Below are 17,374 nucleotides of genomic sequence, written 5' to 3' on the forward strand. Positions count from 1 at the left end.
GCCGTGACCATGGCGGCCATCACCGCCGTGGCCACCGCCATGGAAGAACACGGCACCACCCCCATAAAACCTGGGCCACCAGCCATAGTCATAGTAGGGGCCATAGGGGTAAGCGGGATAGTAAGCGCCGTAAGGATAAGTGTCTTCGGCCGGATAGCCGTAGCCATAGCCGTCATATGCAGGCACTGCCGCGCAGCCGGCCAGCGCCATGGCCGCACCGATTGTGAGGATTTTGATACATGTGCCCATCGCCAATTCCTGACGCGTTCGTGTAGTTAGACACGAATTTCCGGTGCACATTCCAGGCCCCTGCCAGGCCCAATGCCGGATTTGCGCGGCAAGGGCAAGCGCGGTGCTTGCCCGTCACTACCAGGCGGCAAGCCTGGTGCCGGCCTGGCCGGCGCCCTACAAATTAACTACCGCCCCACCTTCCGACGGACGATAGTCCAGCAACCGGGATAGCTCCCCCGCTGCACTCCTCACCTGTTCCACCATGCCATCGAGCCGCTCCGGATCGATCCGCGAAGCCGGGATGGTGGCGCCAAGCGCCGCCACTACCTTGCCGCTGCGGTCCCGCACAGGCGCGGCGATGGTCGAGATGCTGGTTTCGAAGAAGCCTTCCTGCAGCACGTAGCCGCGCTGGCGGTCGCGCTGGACCATGTCGAACAGTGCTTCGACGGTCTTGGGTGTGCTTTCCGAAAAAACTTCCAGCTGCGGCTCGGGATAGAGTTCACGCAGTTCCGCCAGCGCCAGGTCTTCAAGCAGCACGCGGCCAAGCACGGTGGCGTGCGCCGGCAGGCGGGTGCCGACGTTGACCGAGCTGGCGAACGGCGTAGGCGCCACGGACTTGGCCACGTAGACGATGGAGCGGCCGTCACGCACCACCAGGTTGCATGGGAAGTTGATCTCGTCGCGCAGGCGGTCCAGCAGTGGCCGGCCGAGTTCGGTCAGCTCCAGCGAAGCGAGGTAGTCGAAGCCAAGGCGCAGTACCGCCATGCCGAGCCGGAATTCACGGCCGCCATCGGTGCGCTCGACAAAGCCCATCATCTCCAGCGTGGTCAGCAGGCGRAACACCGTGGAGCGCGGGACCTGSAGCCKGCGCGCCAGYTCGGCGGCAGACAGGGTCCGCTCATTGCGGCTGAACTCGCCCAGCAGGCGCAGGCCGCGTTCCAGCCCCGGCACGATGTACTTGTCCTGGAGATCGGTAGGCTCGAGGGCATCTGTCATGGTGATATCTCTGCGAATGAGTACTTTGGCGTGCTATATGGTAACGGCTTTGGCTTTGGCCCTGCCCTGCGGCCCGGCYGGTGCGGATGGCGCACCTTGCATTCCGACGCGCCGCCCGCGACTGTCCGATATAACACGCCCTGCATCTATCCTCCAGCACTTCCATCGCCAAAGCCGCGCATGCTCACTTCAGATAGTCCCGCAGCCAGGCGGCGCACTCGCCCGCGTGCTGTGCCGGCCAGCGCACGGTAATGGTCGCATCGGGCTGGCGCACTTCGATGCAGATATCCGTGAGCGGGCCCCTGTCCACGGCGGGCGCGGGCGAGAACAAGCGCGACCACCAGCCAGCGCTGCGATTGGGGCTGGCTTGCACGGCGTGAGCCGGGATGATGGCCGGTCGAGCGGGAATCCCCTCGATGACTGAGGCTGGCGAAGCGGCCTGCGCCTTCGCCGCCGTTTGCGCCACAGCCGGCGCTGCGGGCGCCATAGCCGGCACCGCCTCGGCASGCGCCACCAAACGCGCCGACAAATTCGTGCCGAATTCCTCCCACATCCGGTCCGCCTTCGTCTTCATCACGCTCAGGCCGAACGTGCCAAGGCGGCCCAGCACGTCCACGTTGATCTTCATGCGCAGTTCGGTCTTGCCGTCGGGTTGCCCGGTCAGGAAGATCTCGCTGGATTGCTTGAGCGAGCTGGCCACGGAGGCGTCCTCGCCCGTGCCTTCGCTACGCAGGTAGTTGGGCGCGCGCATCTCCACGATGGTGGTCTTGATCTTGAAGCGCGCGCTGACAAAGGCGATCTTGACCTGGATGTGCGAGATGTACTCCACATCGCTGACCACCTCGATCGACTGCATGCCCGGCACGCAGCCGCCCATCACATTGGGATCGAGCAGCAGTGCCCAAACTTGCGCCGGCGCTGCGCCGACGATCAGGGTTTTTTCAATTTCCACGCATTTTCTCCGCGGCGGACAGAATGGATTCGACGATGCCGACGTAACCGGTGCAGCGGCACAGGTTGCCGTTCAGGCCGGCGCGGACTTCTTCTTCTGTCGGGTTGGGGTTATGCGCCAGCATGGCGCAGGAGGTCATCAGGAAGCCAGGGGTGCAGTAGCCGCACTGCAAGCCGCCGCACGCCATGAAGCTTTGCTGCAGCGGGTGCAGTTCGCCGCCGGCGCTGAGGCCTTCGACGGTGGTCACGTCGCGCCCGCGTGCCTGCACGGCAAGCACCAGGCAGGACTTCATGACCTCGCCGTCCGCCAGCACGGAGCAGGCGCCGCAGATGCCGGTCTCGCAGCCGCGCTTGGTGCCGGTCAGGTTGAGGTCGTCGCGCAGCAGGTCCGATAGCAGGCGCCGCGCGGGCACTTCCACGCTGTGTGCCTCGCCGTTGACGGTGAGTTCGATATGGATCTTTTGCATGGGGAATCCTTAGTCCGCCGCCAGCCCGAACAGCGTGGCGATGCTTCGCCGCGCCACGGTCCGTACCATCTCGCGGCGATAGTCCGCGTTGCCGCGCATGTCGGAGACGGGGTCGATGTCCGCGGCAACGATGTCCGCCGCCTCGGCGGCCACTTCCGGCGTGACGGCCTTGCCGGCCAGGAACGCCTCGGCACGCCGCAGCCGCGCCGGAATCGGCGTGGACGCGCCGACCGCAAGRCGCGCCTCGATACACGTGGCGCGAGTCCGACGCGCCAGCAGCGCGACGCTGGCCAGCGGCCGGTGCTCGGCGGCCGTGCGCAGGAAGCGCGCGTAGTGGCCGAGCGCATCCGGCGCCGGCGCGGGAATGCGGATCTCGGTCACAATCTCATCGGGCTCGAGCGCGGTGGTGTAGTAGTCGACCAGGAACGCCTCCATCTCCAGCACGCGCTCGCCGCTCCTGCCGGCGAGCACCACCTGCGCCCCCAGCGCCATCAGGCAACCCGGCGGATCGGTGGCGGGATCGGCATAGCAGAGGTTGCCGCCGATCGTGCCCTGGTTGCGCACCTGCGGATTGGCCACGCGCCCTGCCATGCTGGCCAGCATGGGGCAATGCGCCTGCACCAGCGGCGAGCGCGCCACCTGCGCATGCAAGGCCAGCGCACCGATCCGCAAGCCGGCGCGCGGATCGAACTCGATCTTGCGCAACGCATCGAGCCGGCCAAGCGATACCAGGTGGGTGGGCGTGAGCATGCGCTGGCGCATGCCGAGCATCAGCGCGGTGCCGCCCGCGATGACCCGGCACGCGTCGCCCAGGTCGGCCAGCATGTGGCTGGCTTCCTGTACCGAGCCCGGCTCCAGAAATTCGAAATTACGCATGGCGCGCCTCCTTTTCCTTGCGCTCGCGCAGCGCGGCCAGCACCTTCTCCGGTGTGATGGGCAGCGAAGCAATGCGCACGCCGATGGCGTCATAGACCGCATTGGCAATGGCCGCCGCGCCCGGCAGGATCGCGGTTTCGCTGGCGCCCTTGGCGCCGTAGGGCCCGTTGGGCTCAATGGACTCGACCACATCCGTGCGCAGCGCGGGCACGGCGTCGGCGGTCGGCATGGTGTAGTCGGAGAAGTTGCCGTTCAGGATGCGGCCATCCTCGATCTGCACGTGCTCGTACAGCGTCCAGCCGATCGCCTGCACGGTGGCGCCGTGCGTCTGGCCGTGCACGGCCAGCGGGTTGATGGCCTTGCCGCAGTCGTCCGACACGAAGCTGTCGATCAGCGTGACCTGCCCGGTGGCCATGTCCACTTCCACTTCGACGGCCTGCGCCGCGAACGAATAGGCAGGCGCGATGTTGCCGTAGTAGTTGGCGTCGTGCATCACGGTGGGCGCATCGTAGGTGGCGCGCACCATCAGGCCTTCGCCGCCATGGCGGAAGATATGCAAGCGCGCGATCTCGGCGAGCGTGGCGCGCTTGGTGTCGTCATTGCGGGCGCGGATCACGCCGTCGAGCAGGTCCAGTTCGTCCTGCGGCACGCCGAGCTTGTCGGCGGCAACGCTCAGCAGCTTCTGCTTCGCCTCGCGCGCGGCCCGCATCACTGCGTTGCCGGCAATGATCGTGACGCGCGATGCCAGCGAGCCGAGGCAGAACGGCGCCACATCGGTATCCGGCGCGCTCACGGTGACATGCGACAGCGCAATGCCCAGCTCCTGGGCACAGATCTGGCTGAGCATGGTGTTGGCGCCCTGCCCCATGTCGCACTCGCTGGTGAGCACCATGACGCGCCCGTCCTCGTTGACCTTGAGCACGATGGTGGAGCCGTCCCAGTTGCCCAGCGTGCGGTTGCCGCTGACGTGCATGGCGGCCGCGATGCCGAGCCCGCGCCGGCGCGTGCCGGTTCGCCGCGAGGCATCGGCGCGGCGCGCATCCCACTGGATCGCTTCGCGCGTTTGCTCGAGGCATTCCACCAGGCCGCTGCTGCCGATCTTCCAGCCATGCACGCTGGTGTCCCCGGAGCGGATGGCATTGCGCTTGTGGACTTCAATGGGATCCATGCCAAGCATTTCGGCCAGCATGGTGAGGTGGCTGTTCAGCGGAAACTGCATCTGCTGGCCGCCGAAACCGCGGAACGCGCCGCGCGGCGGATTGTTGGTATAGGCGAGCACGGCGCTGGAGCGCACGTTCTCCACGCGATGCATGTTGTCGCTGCGCATGGCGGTCACGTGCATCACGTCGCCAGCCAAGCCCGCATAGGCGCCGCATTCGGCCACGATATTGACGTCCTTGGCGACGATCATCCCTTGCGCATCCAGGCCCATCTTCAGCCAGACCCGCGCCGGCACGCTGGAGCGCGCGCCGAGAAAATCCTCGAGCCGATTGTTGACGAAGCGCACCGGGCGGTCGAGCCGCGTTGCCAGCAAGGCCGCGATCAGGCTGTTGCTCTCCTCCACGATCTTGGCGCCAAAGCCGCCACCGGTGACCGCCTGGATCACGCGGATGGTGGACACCGGCCGGTCCAGCGCTTCGGCCAGCCGCGCGCGCGCCAGGAACACGGACTGCGTCGAGGCCCAGACCGTCAGCCGGCCATTGCCATCCTGGGCGGCCACGGTAGCCATCGGCTCCAGGTAGCCGGGATACTGCGAATGCATGTCGTACGTGGCCTCGTAGACCACCGCGGCGCGCGCGAAGCCGGCTTCGACGTCGCCGCGCTCGATATGCATCTCGTGGGCGATATTGCGCGTGCCCGGGTGCAGCTGCGCCGCGCCATCGGCAAGCGCTGCATCGGGGCTGAAGATGGCGGGCAGTTCATCGTACTCCACGCGGATCAGGTCCAGTGCATCACGCGCGGTTTCCTCATCCACCGCAACCACCGCGGCGACCTCCTCGCCCACGTGGCGGACCACGCCAGCGGCAAGAATACGCTGCTCCTTGCGATGCGTGCCCCACAGCCGCGACGGCGTGTCCTCGCCGGTCAGCACCAGCTTGACGCCCGGCAGCGCGCGCGCCGCCGCGGTGTCGATGCGAACGATGCGGGCATGCGGATACGGGCTGCGCAGCACCTTGGCGTGCAGCATGCCGGCCTGCTTGATGTCGCCGGCATACACAGCCCTGCCCATCACCTTCTCCCGCGCCGTCACTTGCGGCGTGGAGCTTCCCACTGTCGACGTGCTCAAGCCGACCTCCTGCTAGTCAGAAAACCACTGAAACCATGAAGACGCCGGCGAGCGTTGCCGCCGGCATCGCGTCACTCGGCGCTAATGCCGAAATCCTTGATGACCTTGCCCAGCCGCTCGTAGTCGGAAGCATTGATCTTTTCCAGCACGGCGGGCGCGCCGCCCACCGGCACCGCGCCGAAAGTGGCCATCTTCTCGGCGATGTCCGGCATCTTGACGATCTCATTGAGCTGTTCGTTGAGCAGCTTCACCACCTCGGCCGGCGTGCCCTTGGGCGCCATGACGCCGTGCCATGCGCCCACGATGACGTTTTTGTAGCCAAGCTCGGCCAGCGTCGGCACATTGGGCAGCAGCGCAGAGCGCTTCGGATCGGTCACCGCCAGCGCGAGCAGCTTGCCCATGTTGATGTACTGGGCCACCGGCCCCAGCGTCACGTAGGCAAAGTTGACGTGGCCTGCTACGACATCATTGACGGCGGGCGCAACGCCCCGGTACGGCACATGCTGGATCTTCACGCCAGCAGCGCGGTTCAGCCACTCGCCGGCGATATGCATGGGCGAACCCGCGCCGGGGGTGGCATACGTCAGCGGCTTGCCGGCCTTCGCCGCGGCCACCATGTCCTGCACGGTCTTGATGCCGGCGCCCGGATACGCCACCAGCAGCACGGTCTGCGTGCCGGTCTGGATGACCGGGGTGAAGCCATGCAGCGCGTCGTAGCTGGAGCTGGCGGGGAGCTTGAGCACCATCGGCGCCGTCGTAAACGGGTTGGGCGTGAACAGCAGGGTGTAGCCGTCGGCCGGCGCGCGGCCGACMATGGCGTTGCCGACCACGCCGCCGGCGCCCGGCTTGTTCTCCACGATCACCGGCTGCTTGAGGCGCATCGACAGCTTCTCCGCGTACATGCGCGCCATGGAGTCCGTGTCGCCGCCCGGCGGATAGGCGACCACGATCGTGACCGGTTTGGTGGGATAGCCGAGCGCGAAGGCGCTGCCGCCTCCCAGGGCAATCGCGGCGAGCGCTGTGGCAAGGATGTGTCGGCGGACAAGGTTCATCTACGGCTCCTGTGGGGGCGCTCCACTTCAGCGGGGAATGGCATGGTGGGTGCAGGGTTAGGCACGGCTAAGGGACGGGAACGCATTCGATGTGCGTTTTATTAGCGAAACACTAGTTCAGGAGAGGAACACTTCATTCATACTAGATCTCGTTTGTTGACTACTCAACTTACGTTAACCACTAATTGACATATGTATTTTTTATAAAATTAAAAAGAGGGAAATCACGACGAGAACGGGGCAGCACACCGGAGTCCCTATGAGACAATCGGCTCCGCCCCTCCCTGATCAGCCGCCGTCCGGCGGCATCTCTTGAGCGACATGGATCTGATGAAGCGCGCAGCCGGAACGACAACCGACACCGGCGACACGGCAGTGCCCCCGACAACCGACTGCCCCTGGGCGCAACTGGACGAGCAAGGCAACGGGCTCGATGTCKACGACTTCCTGACGACGATGCTCAGCCAGCTGGTCAACGCCCTGCGGCGCACCGTGACGCTGCCCTACGCCGAGCAGTTCGCGCTCACGGTGCCCGAGTGGCGACTGCTGGCGCTGCTGGCGCACGCGCGGCAGCTGCCTTTTGCCGAACTGGTGCTGCAATCCACATCGGATAAGGCGCTGGTGAGCCGAACGCTGCGGCTGCTCGAGGGCCGCGGGCTGGTGAAACTGGATGCCGAGGGCAACACGCCGCGCAAGAAGCTGATCTGCAGCATCACGCCGGAAGGCCTGGCGCTGCATGAGCAAGTGATGCCGCTGGCCAGGAAGGGCCAGGCGGAGGTGATCCGGCTGTTGGAGCCGGAGGAGCGCCGCGCGATGTACCAGGCGCTGAGGAAGCTGCACGGCCTGTGCGTGACGCCCGGGCGCGGCGACGCGGGCGGGGGCGAGGGCAAATAAGCACGCACGAGAACGAACAAAGCCCGTGGCAGCTGGCGCTGCCACGGGCTTCATGTCGTGCGCCGCGGATCAGGCCTCGAGTTGCTCGAGCACCTTGCCCTTGGTCTCGATGCCAAGGAAATGGATGGTCAGCGCCGCCACGAACGGCACCGTGGCCAGTGCGTAGAACGCGGTGCTGAGATTGCCAGAGCCGATCGTGCTGGCCACCAGCGTCGGCGCGAAGATCGCCGCCACCTTCAGCCACGCACCCCCAAAGCCGCAGCCCATGGCGCGGATGCTGGTGGGATACAGCTCCGGCGTGTACACGTAGGCCGTGATAAAGCCACTCGCCAGGAAACCGAGCGAGAGCGCGCAGAGCCCGGCCACGACGTACACCGACTCCGTGTGGAACACGCCAGCCAGCGCCAGCGATATCGCGCACAGGATGAACGAGACGTTGATCACCGGCTTGCGGCCCACCTTGTCGACGATCATCGCGCAYACCAGCGAGCCGATCACCCCGAGCACCGATGCGCCCGCGGCCAGGTTCAACGCCAGTTGCAGCGGTGCGTGATACACCGTCTTGTAGATCGTCGGCAACCAGGTCGACAGCCCGTACTGGATGAAGCCGCAGGTCGCCCACAGCATCCACACCGCCAGCGTGCGGCCAATATAGGCCTTGCTCAGCAGATCCCGGACACGCCGGCGCGGGTGCCTGCCGGTCATCGCGTCGTACGCGGACACATCGCCCAGCGGCACCAGCGGCCCCTTGGCCCGCGACTCGAACACCGCGAGCGCGCGGTCGGCTTCGGCCAGGCGGCCCTTCTCCGCCAGCCAGCGCGGCGACTCGGGAATGGCCCGGCGCAGGATGAAGAACAGGATCACCGGGGCGCCGCCGATGAAGTACATCACTGTCCAGCCGAACCGCGGCACCAGCCACGCGCCGACGGCATTGGAGATCAGCAGGCCGATTGGGAACACCACCTCGTACAGCAGCACGAAGCGCCCGCGCCCGTGGGCACGCGTCACTTCGTTGATATAGGTGGCGGCCACCGGCAATTCGCCGCCCAGGCCAAGGCCCTGCACGATGCGCAGCAAGGCAAAGATCTCGAACGAGGGCGCGAAGCCGCAGGCGATGCTCATCAGCCCGATGATGCCCGCGCTCCAGCCAATCGAGTTAAGACGGCCAAAGCGCTCGGCCAGGGMGGGAAACAGCAGCGCGCCGATCAGTTGCCCGACCGACGGCGCCGCGATCAGGAAGCCGATCTGACCCGGCGTGAGCGACCACATGGAAATCAGCAGCGGCAGCGTGGCGGCGATGGCGATGACGTCGAAGCCATCGAAGAACGTGGCCAGGCCAATCAGCAGCCGCGCCCTGACGTGCATGCCATTGCTGGGCAGGCGCTCGATGCGGGCGATGATCTCGCCCCGGGTGGTTGCCACGGGGGCGTCACTGGCGCGCTCGCCACCGCCTGCCGTGATGCTGCTGGATGGGGTCGCCACACCCTCGGCGTTCGCGTTGGCGAACGGGGCCTCTTGTCTCTGGATCAACACGGTGTTTCTCTTCTAAAGTATCCGAGGCAGGCAGCCGCCCCGCGCTGGCGCATTGCCGGACTTGCCCGGCAATGGCCACCACCGTTGGCGCCGCGATGGATGCGGCGCGCGGTGGCGCGCTTAGAGGTCCAGGACCAGGCGCTTGCCTTTGCAGCCTGACACGCAAACCATCATGGTCTGGTTCGACTCGCGCTCGCTCTTGCTGAGCACGCCGTCACGGTGTTCGGGAATGCCTTCGAGCACGCGCGTTTCACACGAGCCGCATACGCCTTCCTTGCAGCTGTGCTCCACCGCGATGCCCGCTTCGAGCAAGGCATCCAGCAGGGACTTGCCTGCGGGCACTTTCAGCTCGCTACCCGTGCTTGCCAGCGCCACGGTGTACTCGCCGTCCTGCACCGCCGCCACCGACGGGTCGGCGGCGAAGCGTTCGATATGGACTTCGGGATAGCCATGGCCAGCGCAGGCGGCTTCGAAGGCATTCAGCATCGGGCCCGGGCCGCAGCAATAGAAGTGCGTGCTGGCGGCTTGCCCCGCCAGCAGCGCTGACAGGTCCGGCGGGCTGCCCGCCTCGTCGTCGAAGTGCATGCGCACCGCGTCGCCGTAGGCGGCCAGCTCGTCCGCGAAGGCAGCTTCCTCACGCGAGCGTGCGCAGTAAAGCAACGTGAAGGAACGCCCAAGCTGATGCAGCCGGCGCGCCATGCACACGATSGGCGTSACGCCRATGCCGCCGGCCACCAGCACCGTGTGTGCCGCACCCTCATCCAGCGCGAAGTGGTTGCGCGGYGCCGCCACGGCGAGCGTGCTGCCCACCCGCAGTTGCTCATGCACATAGCGCGAGCCGCCACGGCTTGCGCGGTCGAGCAGCACGCCCACCACGTAGCGGTCGCGCACTTCCGGCGCACCGCACAGCGAGTAGCTGCGCACCAGGCCATTGCCCAGATGCAGGTCGATATGCGCGCCCGGCGCGTACTCGGGCAACGCATGCCCGTGCGGATCGCGCAGTTCCACGCTGACGATGCCGCGCGCTTCGAAACGCATGGCCTGCACGCGCAGGCTCAGGGATTGGCTGGTACTCATGGCACTTCCTTCGGTTGCTTCGTGTTGCTTGTCTTGCTTGTCTTGCTCGTCTTGCTCGTCTTGCTTGCGTTGCTTGCGTTGCCTGTATTGCTACGCCGTGCTCAGCGCTTCTCCGTCAGGAACTTGCCCTGCGGGCCGCCCGCGTTCTTCTGCCGGCGCGTATTGCCATCCAGCCCGCCCTCCACCGCCCATTCGGCGAACATGGTCGGGCCCGGCTCGAAATCGCGCGGCTCCCATTCGGCATCCAGCTGGTCTTCATCGGCGTAGTACTCGATCAGGCCGCCGGCCGGATTCTTGAAGTACCAGAAATACGCCGACGAAATCGGATGCCGGCCCGGGCCAAGCTGCGTATCCCAGCCGCCGCGCGACACATGCAGGCCGCCGCCGAACACCTCGTGGATGTCGCGCACGGTAAAGGCCACATGGTTCAGCCCGCTCTTGGCCTGCGGCAGCTGCAGCAGAAACAGGTCGTGGTGGCCGCCGTCCGGCGCGCAGCGCAGGAAGGCGCCACGGCCCGGATAATGGTCCGACGGCACGAAGCCCAGCTTCTCGGTGTAGAAGCGCTCGGTCGCCGCCACGTCCTTGACGAAGAACACCACGTGCCCCACCTCGATCGGCGTGGCGCGTTCGTAGATCGGGCTGCGCTGGTTCAGGCGCGGCTTGTCGTTCCACGTGTTCATCGCGGCGCATTCCACCTCGACCTCGCGCTTGCGGGTCAGCTGGAAGCGCACGGCCAGGCCGTTCGGATCCGTGCAGCCCACGCGTTCGCCTTGCTCGCCCCGCACGCCGTGCTCGCCCGCGCTGACAAAGCCCGGCTCGGCGCGGATGGCATCCGCAATCCGGTCCAGCGCCGCTTGCGTGTCCACGCCCCATACCACCTCGCGCAATGTCGGGCCGTCTTCCATTGCCGCCGGCAGTGCCGGGTCGCCGATGCGGCGCACCAGCACGCGGCAGCCGTTCAGCGTCTCGAAATCCAGCCCGGCCGCGTCCTCGCGCACCAGCGTGAGGCCCCAGTCGGCGAAGAAGCGCCGGCAGGCGTCCAGGTCGTCGGCACCGTAGACGATTTCGTCGATGCCCAGAATCGTATTCATTACCCTCTCCTGCTGTGTCGCTTTTGCAGCGTCCAAAGTCGTCGCGCTCACTTAGTTAGCCCACGGCAGCGGTTGTTCATGCATGCCCCAATACACGCTCTTTTGTTCCATGTACTGCAGGATCCCCAGTCGTCCCTTCTCGCGCCCCAGCCCGCTGTCGCGCCAGCCGCCGAACGGCGTCGAGATCGAGAACTGCTTGTACGTATTGATCCACACGTTGCCCGCCTGGACCGCGCGCGCAAAGCGCCATGCACGCTTGTAATCGCGCGTCCACACGCCGGCCGCCAGCGCGTACACGCTGTCGTTGGCTTGTGCGATCAGATCGTCCTCGTCGTCGAAGGCCATCGCCACCAGCACCGGCCCGAAGATTTCCTCCTGGCATACGCGGGCGCTGTTATCCAGCCCCTCGATGATGGTCGGCGTGTAGAAGTAGCCGTTTTCGCAGCCCGCCACCGTGGGGCGGATGCCACCCGTACGCAGTTGGCCGCCTTCGGATACGCCAAGCGCCACGTACGATTCGATCGAGTCGCGGTGGCGGTCGCTGATCAGCGGCCCCATCTGGGTGCCCTCGTCGGCCGGATCGCCTACGCGCAGGCGCGCCGCGCCCTCGGCCAGGCGGTCCATGAAAGGCTCATACAAGGAACGTGCCACGAACAGGCGCGAGCCCGCGATGCACGATTCGCCCGAGGAACTGAAGATGCCGTACAGCACGCCGTTGACGGCGTGGTCCAGGTCCGCATCCTCGAACACCATGGTGGGCGACTTTCCGCCCAGCTCCAGCGACACCGGCATCATCTTGTCGGCGGCGATGTGGGCGATATGGCGTCCCGTGGTGGTGCCACCGGTGAAGGACACGCGACGCACCAGCGGGTGCTTGGTAATGGCGTCACCGATCACCGAGCCCTTGCCCGGCAGCACGCTGACGAGGCCCTTGGGCACGCCGGCTTCCTCGCAGATGGCGGCGAGTTCCAGCGCCATCAGCGGCGTGATCTCGGCGGGCTTGATCACCACCGCGTTGCCGGCGGCCAGCGCGGGCGCCAGCTTCTGTGCCTCGCTGGCGATGGGCGAATTCCACGGCGTGATCGCCGCCACCACGCCCATGGCTTCGTGCACGCTCATGGTGAGGAAATCACCACGCGCGGGCGTGAGCGTCTCCTCCAGGGTTTCGCAGGCCGCCGCGAAGAACTGGAACGTGCCGGCGGCGCTGGCCACCAGCGCGCGCGTCTCGCTGATGGGCTTGCCATTGTCCAGGCGCTGGCGCTGGGCCAGCGGCTCGGCGCGCGCGCGGATCAGGTCGGCCACGCGATGCAGCACGGCTGCACGCTCGTGCGGCTTGCGTTGCGCCCAGCCGCTGGTGAGGAACGCGCGATGCGCGCCCTGCACTGCCTCTTCCACGTCGTCCAGGCTGGCTKCGTTCAGCTCCGCGACGACCTCGCCGGTGGCCGGGTAGCGTGTTGCGTAGCGCTCGCCGCCGCCCAGGCGCCACTGGCCTGCGATACAGATGGGGAGAATCTCTTGCTTCATGATGATTGCCTTGCTGCCTGCTTAAATCGACATGGCGTGGGCACGGTTGCCCAGCGCACGCACCACGCTGAACACCGTCAGCGCCGAAGTCTTGGGGTTCGCCGCCAGCGGCTTGCCGCGCATGGTCAGCTCGAACCCACCGAAGGCGCCGCGCGCTTCCACGTGGTGCACGTTTTCATCCACGCCCGGATCCGCCAGCAGCTTGACCTGCGTGTGGTCCAGCCCGAGGCCGGCCATCGACAGCGTGGCTGCCACGTTGGCGTTCTTCGGGTAGAGCCGCGCCGCTTCGCGGGCGGTGCCTTCGAAGATCACCGTGGATTCGGTCAGCGCGTCGAGGTCGAACAGGGCCTCGGCCGGCGTGTCCTTCCATGCGCCGGGCGGCTTGCGCCCGGTGTAGACCACCGAGTCCAGCCCACCCACGCGCGCTGCCGCCAGTGCGTCGATGGCGCCGATTGCGCCGGAGAGCAGCTGCACCTGCGTGCCGCCGCGCCGTGCCGCGGCTTCCAGCCGCTCGGCCAGGCCCGGTTCGGAGAGCGCGCCCACCGACACCACCATGCAGGCGATGCCGCGCTCCAGCGCCGGCACGATGTGCTCTTCCAGCGCATGGTGGCCAGCGCACTCCACCAGCAGGTCAGGCCGTCCGTCCGCCTGGCTCAGGCAGGTGGCAACCCGTKCGTGCGGCGCCAGCGCCGAGACATCGTGGCGCGCCTGGTCCATCTGGGCCTCGGGCACCACCACCACGTCGAAGACCACGTCCGGATCGCTCTTGAGCAGCTCGAGCACACCGCGCCCGATCGCTCCGCATCCCACCATCGACACGTGCAGCATGTTGCGTCTCCCTCAGGCGGTCACAGTGCTGCGTTCGGCCGCGCGTGCGGTCTTCTCAGCCTCCGCGTCGGCTTCCTTGTTGACCGGCGGGCCTGCGAACGCGGTCTTGAAGGTGCCGATGGACAGCATGTCGATCTCGAGCAGGAACGGACCGGGTTCGATGGTGGCTTCTTCCAGTGCCACGCCCACGTCGGCCAGGTTGCTGACGCGGCGATGGCGCAAGGCCAGCGATTGCGACAGTTGCGCGTAGTCCGGCGTATGCAGATCCACGTAGTGGCGCCGTCCGCCGTACTGCGCGTCCTGGATGTTCTTGATCACGCCGTAGCCCTTGTCGTTCATCAGCACGAAGACCACGTCGGCGTGTTCCTGCACGGCGGTAGCCAGTTCACCCAGGTTCAGGATGAAGCCGCCGTCGCCGGCCAGGCAGAACGTCTTCTTGCCGGAAGCCGTCACTGCCGCGCCCACGGCGGCGCCGATGCCCATCGCCAGGCCCTGGCCGATGCCGCCGCCCAGCGCATGCACGCCGGCACGGGAGTCAAAAATGTGCAGCTGGCGATTGCCCCAGGTGCTGTTGGAGACGGTCACGTCGCGCACCCAGTTGAAGTTGCGGCCTACCGCGCCCTGCAGCGCTTCCACCAGTGCCGAGTACGGGCCCAGGCCGTCGATCAGGCCGTTCGTGGCGGTCTCATGCGCGGCGCGCAGGTCGGCGGCGAAATCCGGATCGACCTTCAGCTTGCCTTCCAGGCGGTCGGCCAGGCCGTCGAGTGCCAGGGCCGCATCGCCGCTGGCGAAGTAGTCGCTCTGGTAGCAGCGGCCTTCGGCGGAGGCATCGGCGTCCACGCGGAACAGCGGGCGCGGCAGCTTCAGTTCGTACTTCAGCGTTTCATTGCCGCGCAGGCGCGAACCCACCACCAGCATGGCGTCGCAGGTTTGATAGAACTGCTCGACCGGCTTGTGCAGGTTGAAGGCACCCAGCGAGCGAGGATCGTCTTCGGCCACGATGCCGCGGCCTTGCGTGCTGGTGACAACACCAAAGCCCAGCGCCAGCAGACGCTTGACCTGCGCGCCGGCGTGGCGTGCGCCGCCACCCAGCCACAGCAGCGGGCGCTTTGCCTTGGACAGGCGCTCGGCGAGTTCGTCCAGCGCATGGGCCGAAGGCACGTGGGTGGGAACCGCCAGCGGGCGCAGGTCGGTCGGCATCGGGATCAGCGCAGCCTGGATGTCGATGGGGATTTCCACGCTGACGGGGCCGGTCGGCGCGGTCAGCGCGGTTTGCACGGCGAGCTTGATGGTGCTCAGCGCGGTATCGGCGCTGCGGATGCGGAACGCGGCCTTGGAGATGGCCTTCAGCATGGTCAGCTGGTCCGGCGCCTCATGGATGTAGGCCAGGCTCTGGTCCAGGTACGGCGTTTCGATCTGGCCGGTCAGGTGCAGCAGCGGCGTGCCGGCGGTCAGTGCTTCGACCATGGCGCCGGCGGCGTTGCCCGCGGCGGTGCCGGTGCTGGTCAGGCACACGCCCAGGCCACCGGTGGTGCGGGCGCAGGCGTCGGCCATATTGGTGCCGCCGGCTTCGCCGCGCGCGGGCACGAAGCGGATCTTGCCGCGCTCGCCCATCGCGTCGAGGATGGGCATGTTGTGGATCGAGATGACGCCGAACGCTGCCTTGACGCCGCATTGTTCGAGGAAGGCGGCGATGGCGTAGCCCACCGTGACTTGTTGCTGTTCGTTACGCATGACGGGAAAGTCCTCCGGAAATATCGATATGGCTGCCCGTGGTGTACGAAGACAACGGCGAGGCAAGGAACAGGATCGCGCGGGCGGCTTCCTGCGGCAGGCCAAGACGGCCTAGTTGAATATGTTTTTGCTGCGCCAGGCGCGCGGTCCACGTGGCCCAGTCGAGGTCGCGCTCGGCTTGCGGGCGCGCTTCGAAGCGGCGGCGCCACTGCCCCGACTCGACCAGGCCGAGCAGGATGCCGTTGACGCGGATGCCCTTGGGGGCGAACTCGGTTGCCAGCGAGCGCACCAGGTTATGCACGCCGGCACGCGCCGCCGACGTTGCCACCATATGCGGCTCGGGTTGCACGGCCAGCAGCGAGTTCACGCAGACGATGGCACCGCTGTCCGAGCGCTCCAGCTGCGCGAGGAATGCACGCGTGGCATGGATCACCGAGAAGAACTTGAGCTGCAGCTCTTCGAGCCAAGCCGCGTCCTCGGTGTTCGCGAACGTGGAGACGCGGCCCTGCCCTGCGTTATTGACCAGCATGTCGGCCGGACCGAGTTCGGCCTCGCTGGCGGCGGCAAAAGCGGCTACCTGCGCGGGATCCAGCACGTCGCAGGCAGCGGCGTACAGGCGGGCATCGGGGAAGCGTGCGCGCAGACGGCTTTCCGCCTCGCGCAGCCGCGCTTCGTTGCGGCCGCACAGCGCCACGGCGGCGCGCGATTCCAGCAGTTGTTCGACGGTGGCCAGGCCGATGCCCGAGGATCCACCCGTGACGACGGCAACCTTGCCGTCGAGTTCAATCATGGACATCGTCCTCACTCCCGATACAGGTTGACCACCTTGCCGTGCTCGCGCGGGCGGTAGTCCAGCAGGCGAGACAGCTCGCCCGCGGTGTCTCTGACTTTCTCTTCCATCATGTCCAGTTGCTCCGGATCGATGCGCGAGGCCGGGATGGTCACGCCCAGCGCCGCCACCACCTTGCAGGTACGATCCCGCACCGGTGCCGCGATGGTCGAGATGCTGGCCTCAAAGAACGCTTCCTGCAGCACCACGCCGCGCTCGCGGTCGCGCTGCACCATCTCGAACAGGGCTTCGACAGTACGCGGCGTGCTGGGCGTGAACACTTCCAGCTGCGGCTCCGGATAGAGCTGGCGCAACTCGGCCAGCGTCAGGTCTTCGAGCAGCACGCGTCCGAGCACGGTGGCGTGCGCCGGCAGGCGGGTCCCCACGGTGACAGAACTGCTGAACGGCGTGGGCGCCACCGACTTGGCCACATAGACGATCGAGCGGCCGTCGCGCACCACCAGGTTGCACGGGTAATGGATATCGTCGCGCAGGCGATCCAGCAGCGGGCGCCCCAGCTCGGTGAGTTCCAGCGAAGCCAGGTACTCGAAGCCCAGKCGCAGCACCGCCATGCCGAGGCGGTAATCGCGGCCGCCGTCGGTGCGCTCGACAAAGCCCATCATCTCCAGCGTGGCCAGCAGCCGGAACACCGTGGAGCGAGGCACCTTGAGCCGGCGCGCCAGGTCGGCCGCCGACAAGGTGCGGTCGCGGCGGCTGAACTCGGCCAGCAGGCGCAGGCCCCGTTCCAGCCCGGGCACGATGTACTTGTCCTGGATGTCTTCCGACAGGCGTTCTTGAGTCATGAGATGGCTTGTGTTTCAACTGGGCCGGCACCCGGATTGGCGCGCCGGCCGCGCGCTTTTCAGCGCTTGACCTTGGTGAGCGGATGCTCGGGCGGGTACGTCGGCGTGATCGGCTTCTTGGCGCCGAGCATTACGCACATCAGCGCGTCTTCCTCGCCGATGTTGATTTCCTCGCGGTACACACCGGGGGGCACCGAGACC

The 17,374-nt window shown here is 67.0% G+C and carries 16 protein-coding genes and 1 pseudogene; 1 reads left to right on the forward strand and 16 read right to left on the reverse strand.

All coding sequences use genetic code 11. From position 1 onward, the window contains the following. From AC1DS3_RS21315 to AC1DS3_RS21345, 7 genes are all read right to left on the reverse strand, one after another. Positions 1-249 (reverse strand): hypothetical protein (locus AC1DS3_RS21315; protein WP_477127891.1); only part of this gene is annotated, 249 nt, incomplete at its 3' end. A gap of 156 nt (positions 250-405) precedes the next feature. Next, positions 406-1,227, reverse strand: coding sequence for an IclR family transcriptional regulator (locus AC1DS3_RS21320; protein ID WP_477127892.1), 822 nt, complete (start codon positions 1,225-1,227; stop codon positions 406-408). 184 nt (positions 1,228-1,411) lie between these two features. Then, positions 1,412-2,179, reverse strand: a complete 768-nt coding sequence (locus AC1DS3_RS21325) for a CoxG family protein (RefSeq protein ID WP_477127893.1) — start codon at positions 2,177-2,179, stop codon at positions 1,412-1,414. After that, positions 2,169-2,645: a (2Fe-2S)-binding protein gene (locus AC1DS3_RS21330; RefSeq protein WP_477127894.1), complete on the reverse strand. Its 477-nt coding sequence runs from the start codon at positions 2,643-2,645 to the stop codon at positions 2,169-2,171. The genes AC1DS3_RS21325 and AC1DS3_RS21330 overlap by 11 nt, the downstream gene beginning before the upstream one ends. A 9-nt stretch (positions 2,646-2,654) precedes the next feature. Then, positions 2,655-3,521: an FAD binding domain-containing protein gene (locus tag AC1DS3_RS21335; protein ID WP_477127895.1), complete on the reverse strand. Its 867-nt coding sequence runs from the start codon at positions 3,519-3,521 to the stop codon at positions 2,655-2,657. Further along, complete coding sequence (locus AC1DS3_RS21340; protein WP_477127903.1) at positions 3,514-5,751, reverse strand: xanthine dehydrogenase family protein molybdopterin-binding subunit; 2,238 nt, start codon at positions 5,749-5,751, stop codon at positions 3,514-3,516. Before AC1DS3_RS21340 ends, AC1DS3_RS21335 begins: the two co-directional genes overlap by 8 nt. A 128-nt stretch (positions 5,752-5,879) precedes the next feature. Beyond that, on the reverse strand, positions 5,880-6,860 hold the full coding sequence (locus tag AC1DS3_RS21345) for a Bug family tripartite tricarboxylate transporter substrate binding protein (protein ID WP_477127896.1): 981 nt from the start codon (positions 6,858-6,860) through the stop codon (positions 5,880-5,882). A 321-nt stretch (positions 6,861-7,181) separates the two neighbouring features. Between AC1DS3_RS21345 and AC1DS3_RS21350 the strand changes: the two genes are divergently transcribed. Further along, positions 7,182-7,754: a MarR family winged helix-turn-helix transcriptional regulator gene (locus AC1DS3_RS21350; protein WP_477127904.1), complete on the forward strand. Its 573-nt coding sequence runs from the start codon at positions 7,182-7,184 to the stop codon at positions 7,752-7,754. Between the two features lie 69 nt (positions 7,755-7,823). Here AC1DS3_RS21350 and AC1DS3_RS21355 read toward each other — a convergent pair whose 3' ends face one another. From AC1DS3_RS21355 to AC1DS3_RS21395, 9 genes and pseudogenes are all read right to left on the reverse strand, one after another. After that, positions 7,824-9,119, reverse strand: coding sequence for an MFS transporter (locus AC1DS3_RS21355; protein WP_477127905.1), 1,296 nt, complete (start codon positions 9,117-9,119; stop codon positions 7,824-7,826). Positions 9,120-9,407: 288 nt separating this feature from the next. Then, positions 9,408-10,364, reverse strand: a complete 957-nt coding sequence (locus AC1DS3_RS21360; RefSeq protein ID WP_477127897.1) for a PDR/VanB family oxidoreductase — start codon at positions 10,362-10,364, stop codon at positions 9,408-9,410. Between the two features lie 101 nt (positions 10,365-10,465). Beyond that, entirely contained in the window at positions 10,466-11,455 is a 990-nt protein-coding gene (locus AC1DS3_RS21365; protein WP_477127898.1) for a VOC family protein, read from the reverse strand. Positions 11,456-11,506: 51 nt separating this feature from the next. After that, complete coding sequence (locus AC1DS3_RS21370; protein ID WP_477127899.1) at positions 11,507-12,979, reverse strand: aldehyde dehydrogenase; 1,473 nt, start codon at positions 12,977-12,979, stop codon at positions 11,507-11,509. Positions 12,980-13,000: 21 nt separating this feature from the next. After that, a complete protein-coding gene (locus AC1DS3_RS21375; RefSeq protein WP_477127900.1) occupies positions 13,001-13,807 on the reverse strand; it encodes an aspartate dehydrogenase in 807 nt (268 codons plus the stop codon). Between the two features lie 12 nt (positions 13,808-13,819). Next, positions 13,820-15,541 (reverse strand): thiamine pyrophosphate-binding protein, encoded by a 1,722-nt coding sequence (locus tag AC1DS3_RS21380; protein WP_477127901.1) that lies wholly within the window; start codon positions 15,539-15,541, stop codon positions 13,820-13,822. Further along, complete coding sequence (locus AC1DS3_RS21385) at positions 15,534-16,337, reverse strand: SDR family oxidoreductase (protein ID WP_477127902.1); 804 nt, start codon at positions 16,335-16,337, stop codon at positions 15,534-15,536. The genes AC1DS3_RS21380 and AC1DS3_RS21385 overlap by 8 nt, the downstream gene beginning before the upstream one ends. A gap of 5 nt (positions 16,338-16,342) precedes the next feature. Beyond that, on the reverse strand, positions 16,343-17,173 hold the full coding sequence (locus AC1DS3_RS21390) for an IclR family transcriptional regulator (protein WP_441636980.1): 831 nt from the start codon (positions 17,171-17,173) through the stop codon (positions 16,343-16,345). Between the two features lie 59 nt (positions 17,174-17,232). Further along, positions 17,233-17,374, reverse strand: a pseudogene (locus AC1DS3_RS21395) (cupin domain-containing protein); the annotation flags it as partial.

This window comes from Cupriavidus sp. 01L46, from assembly GCF_056399905.1.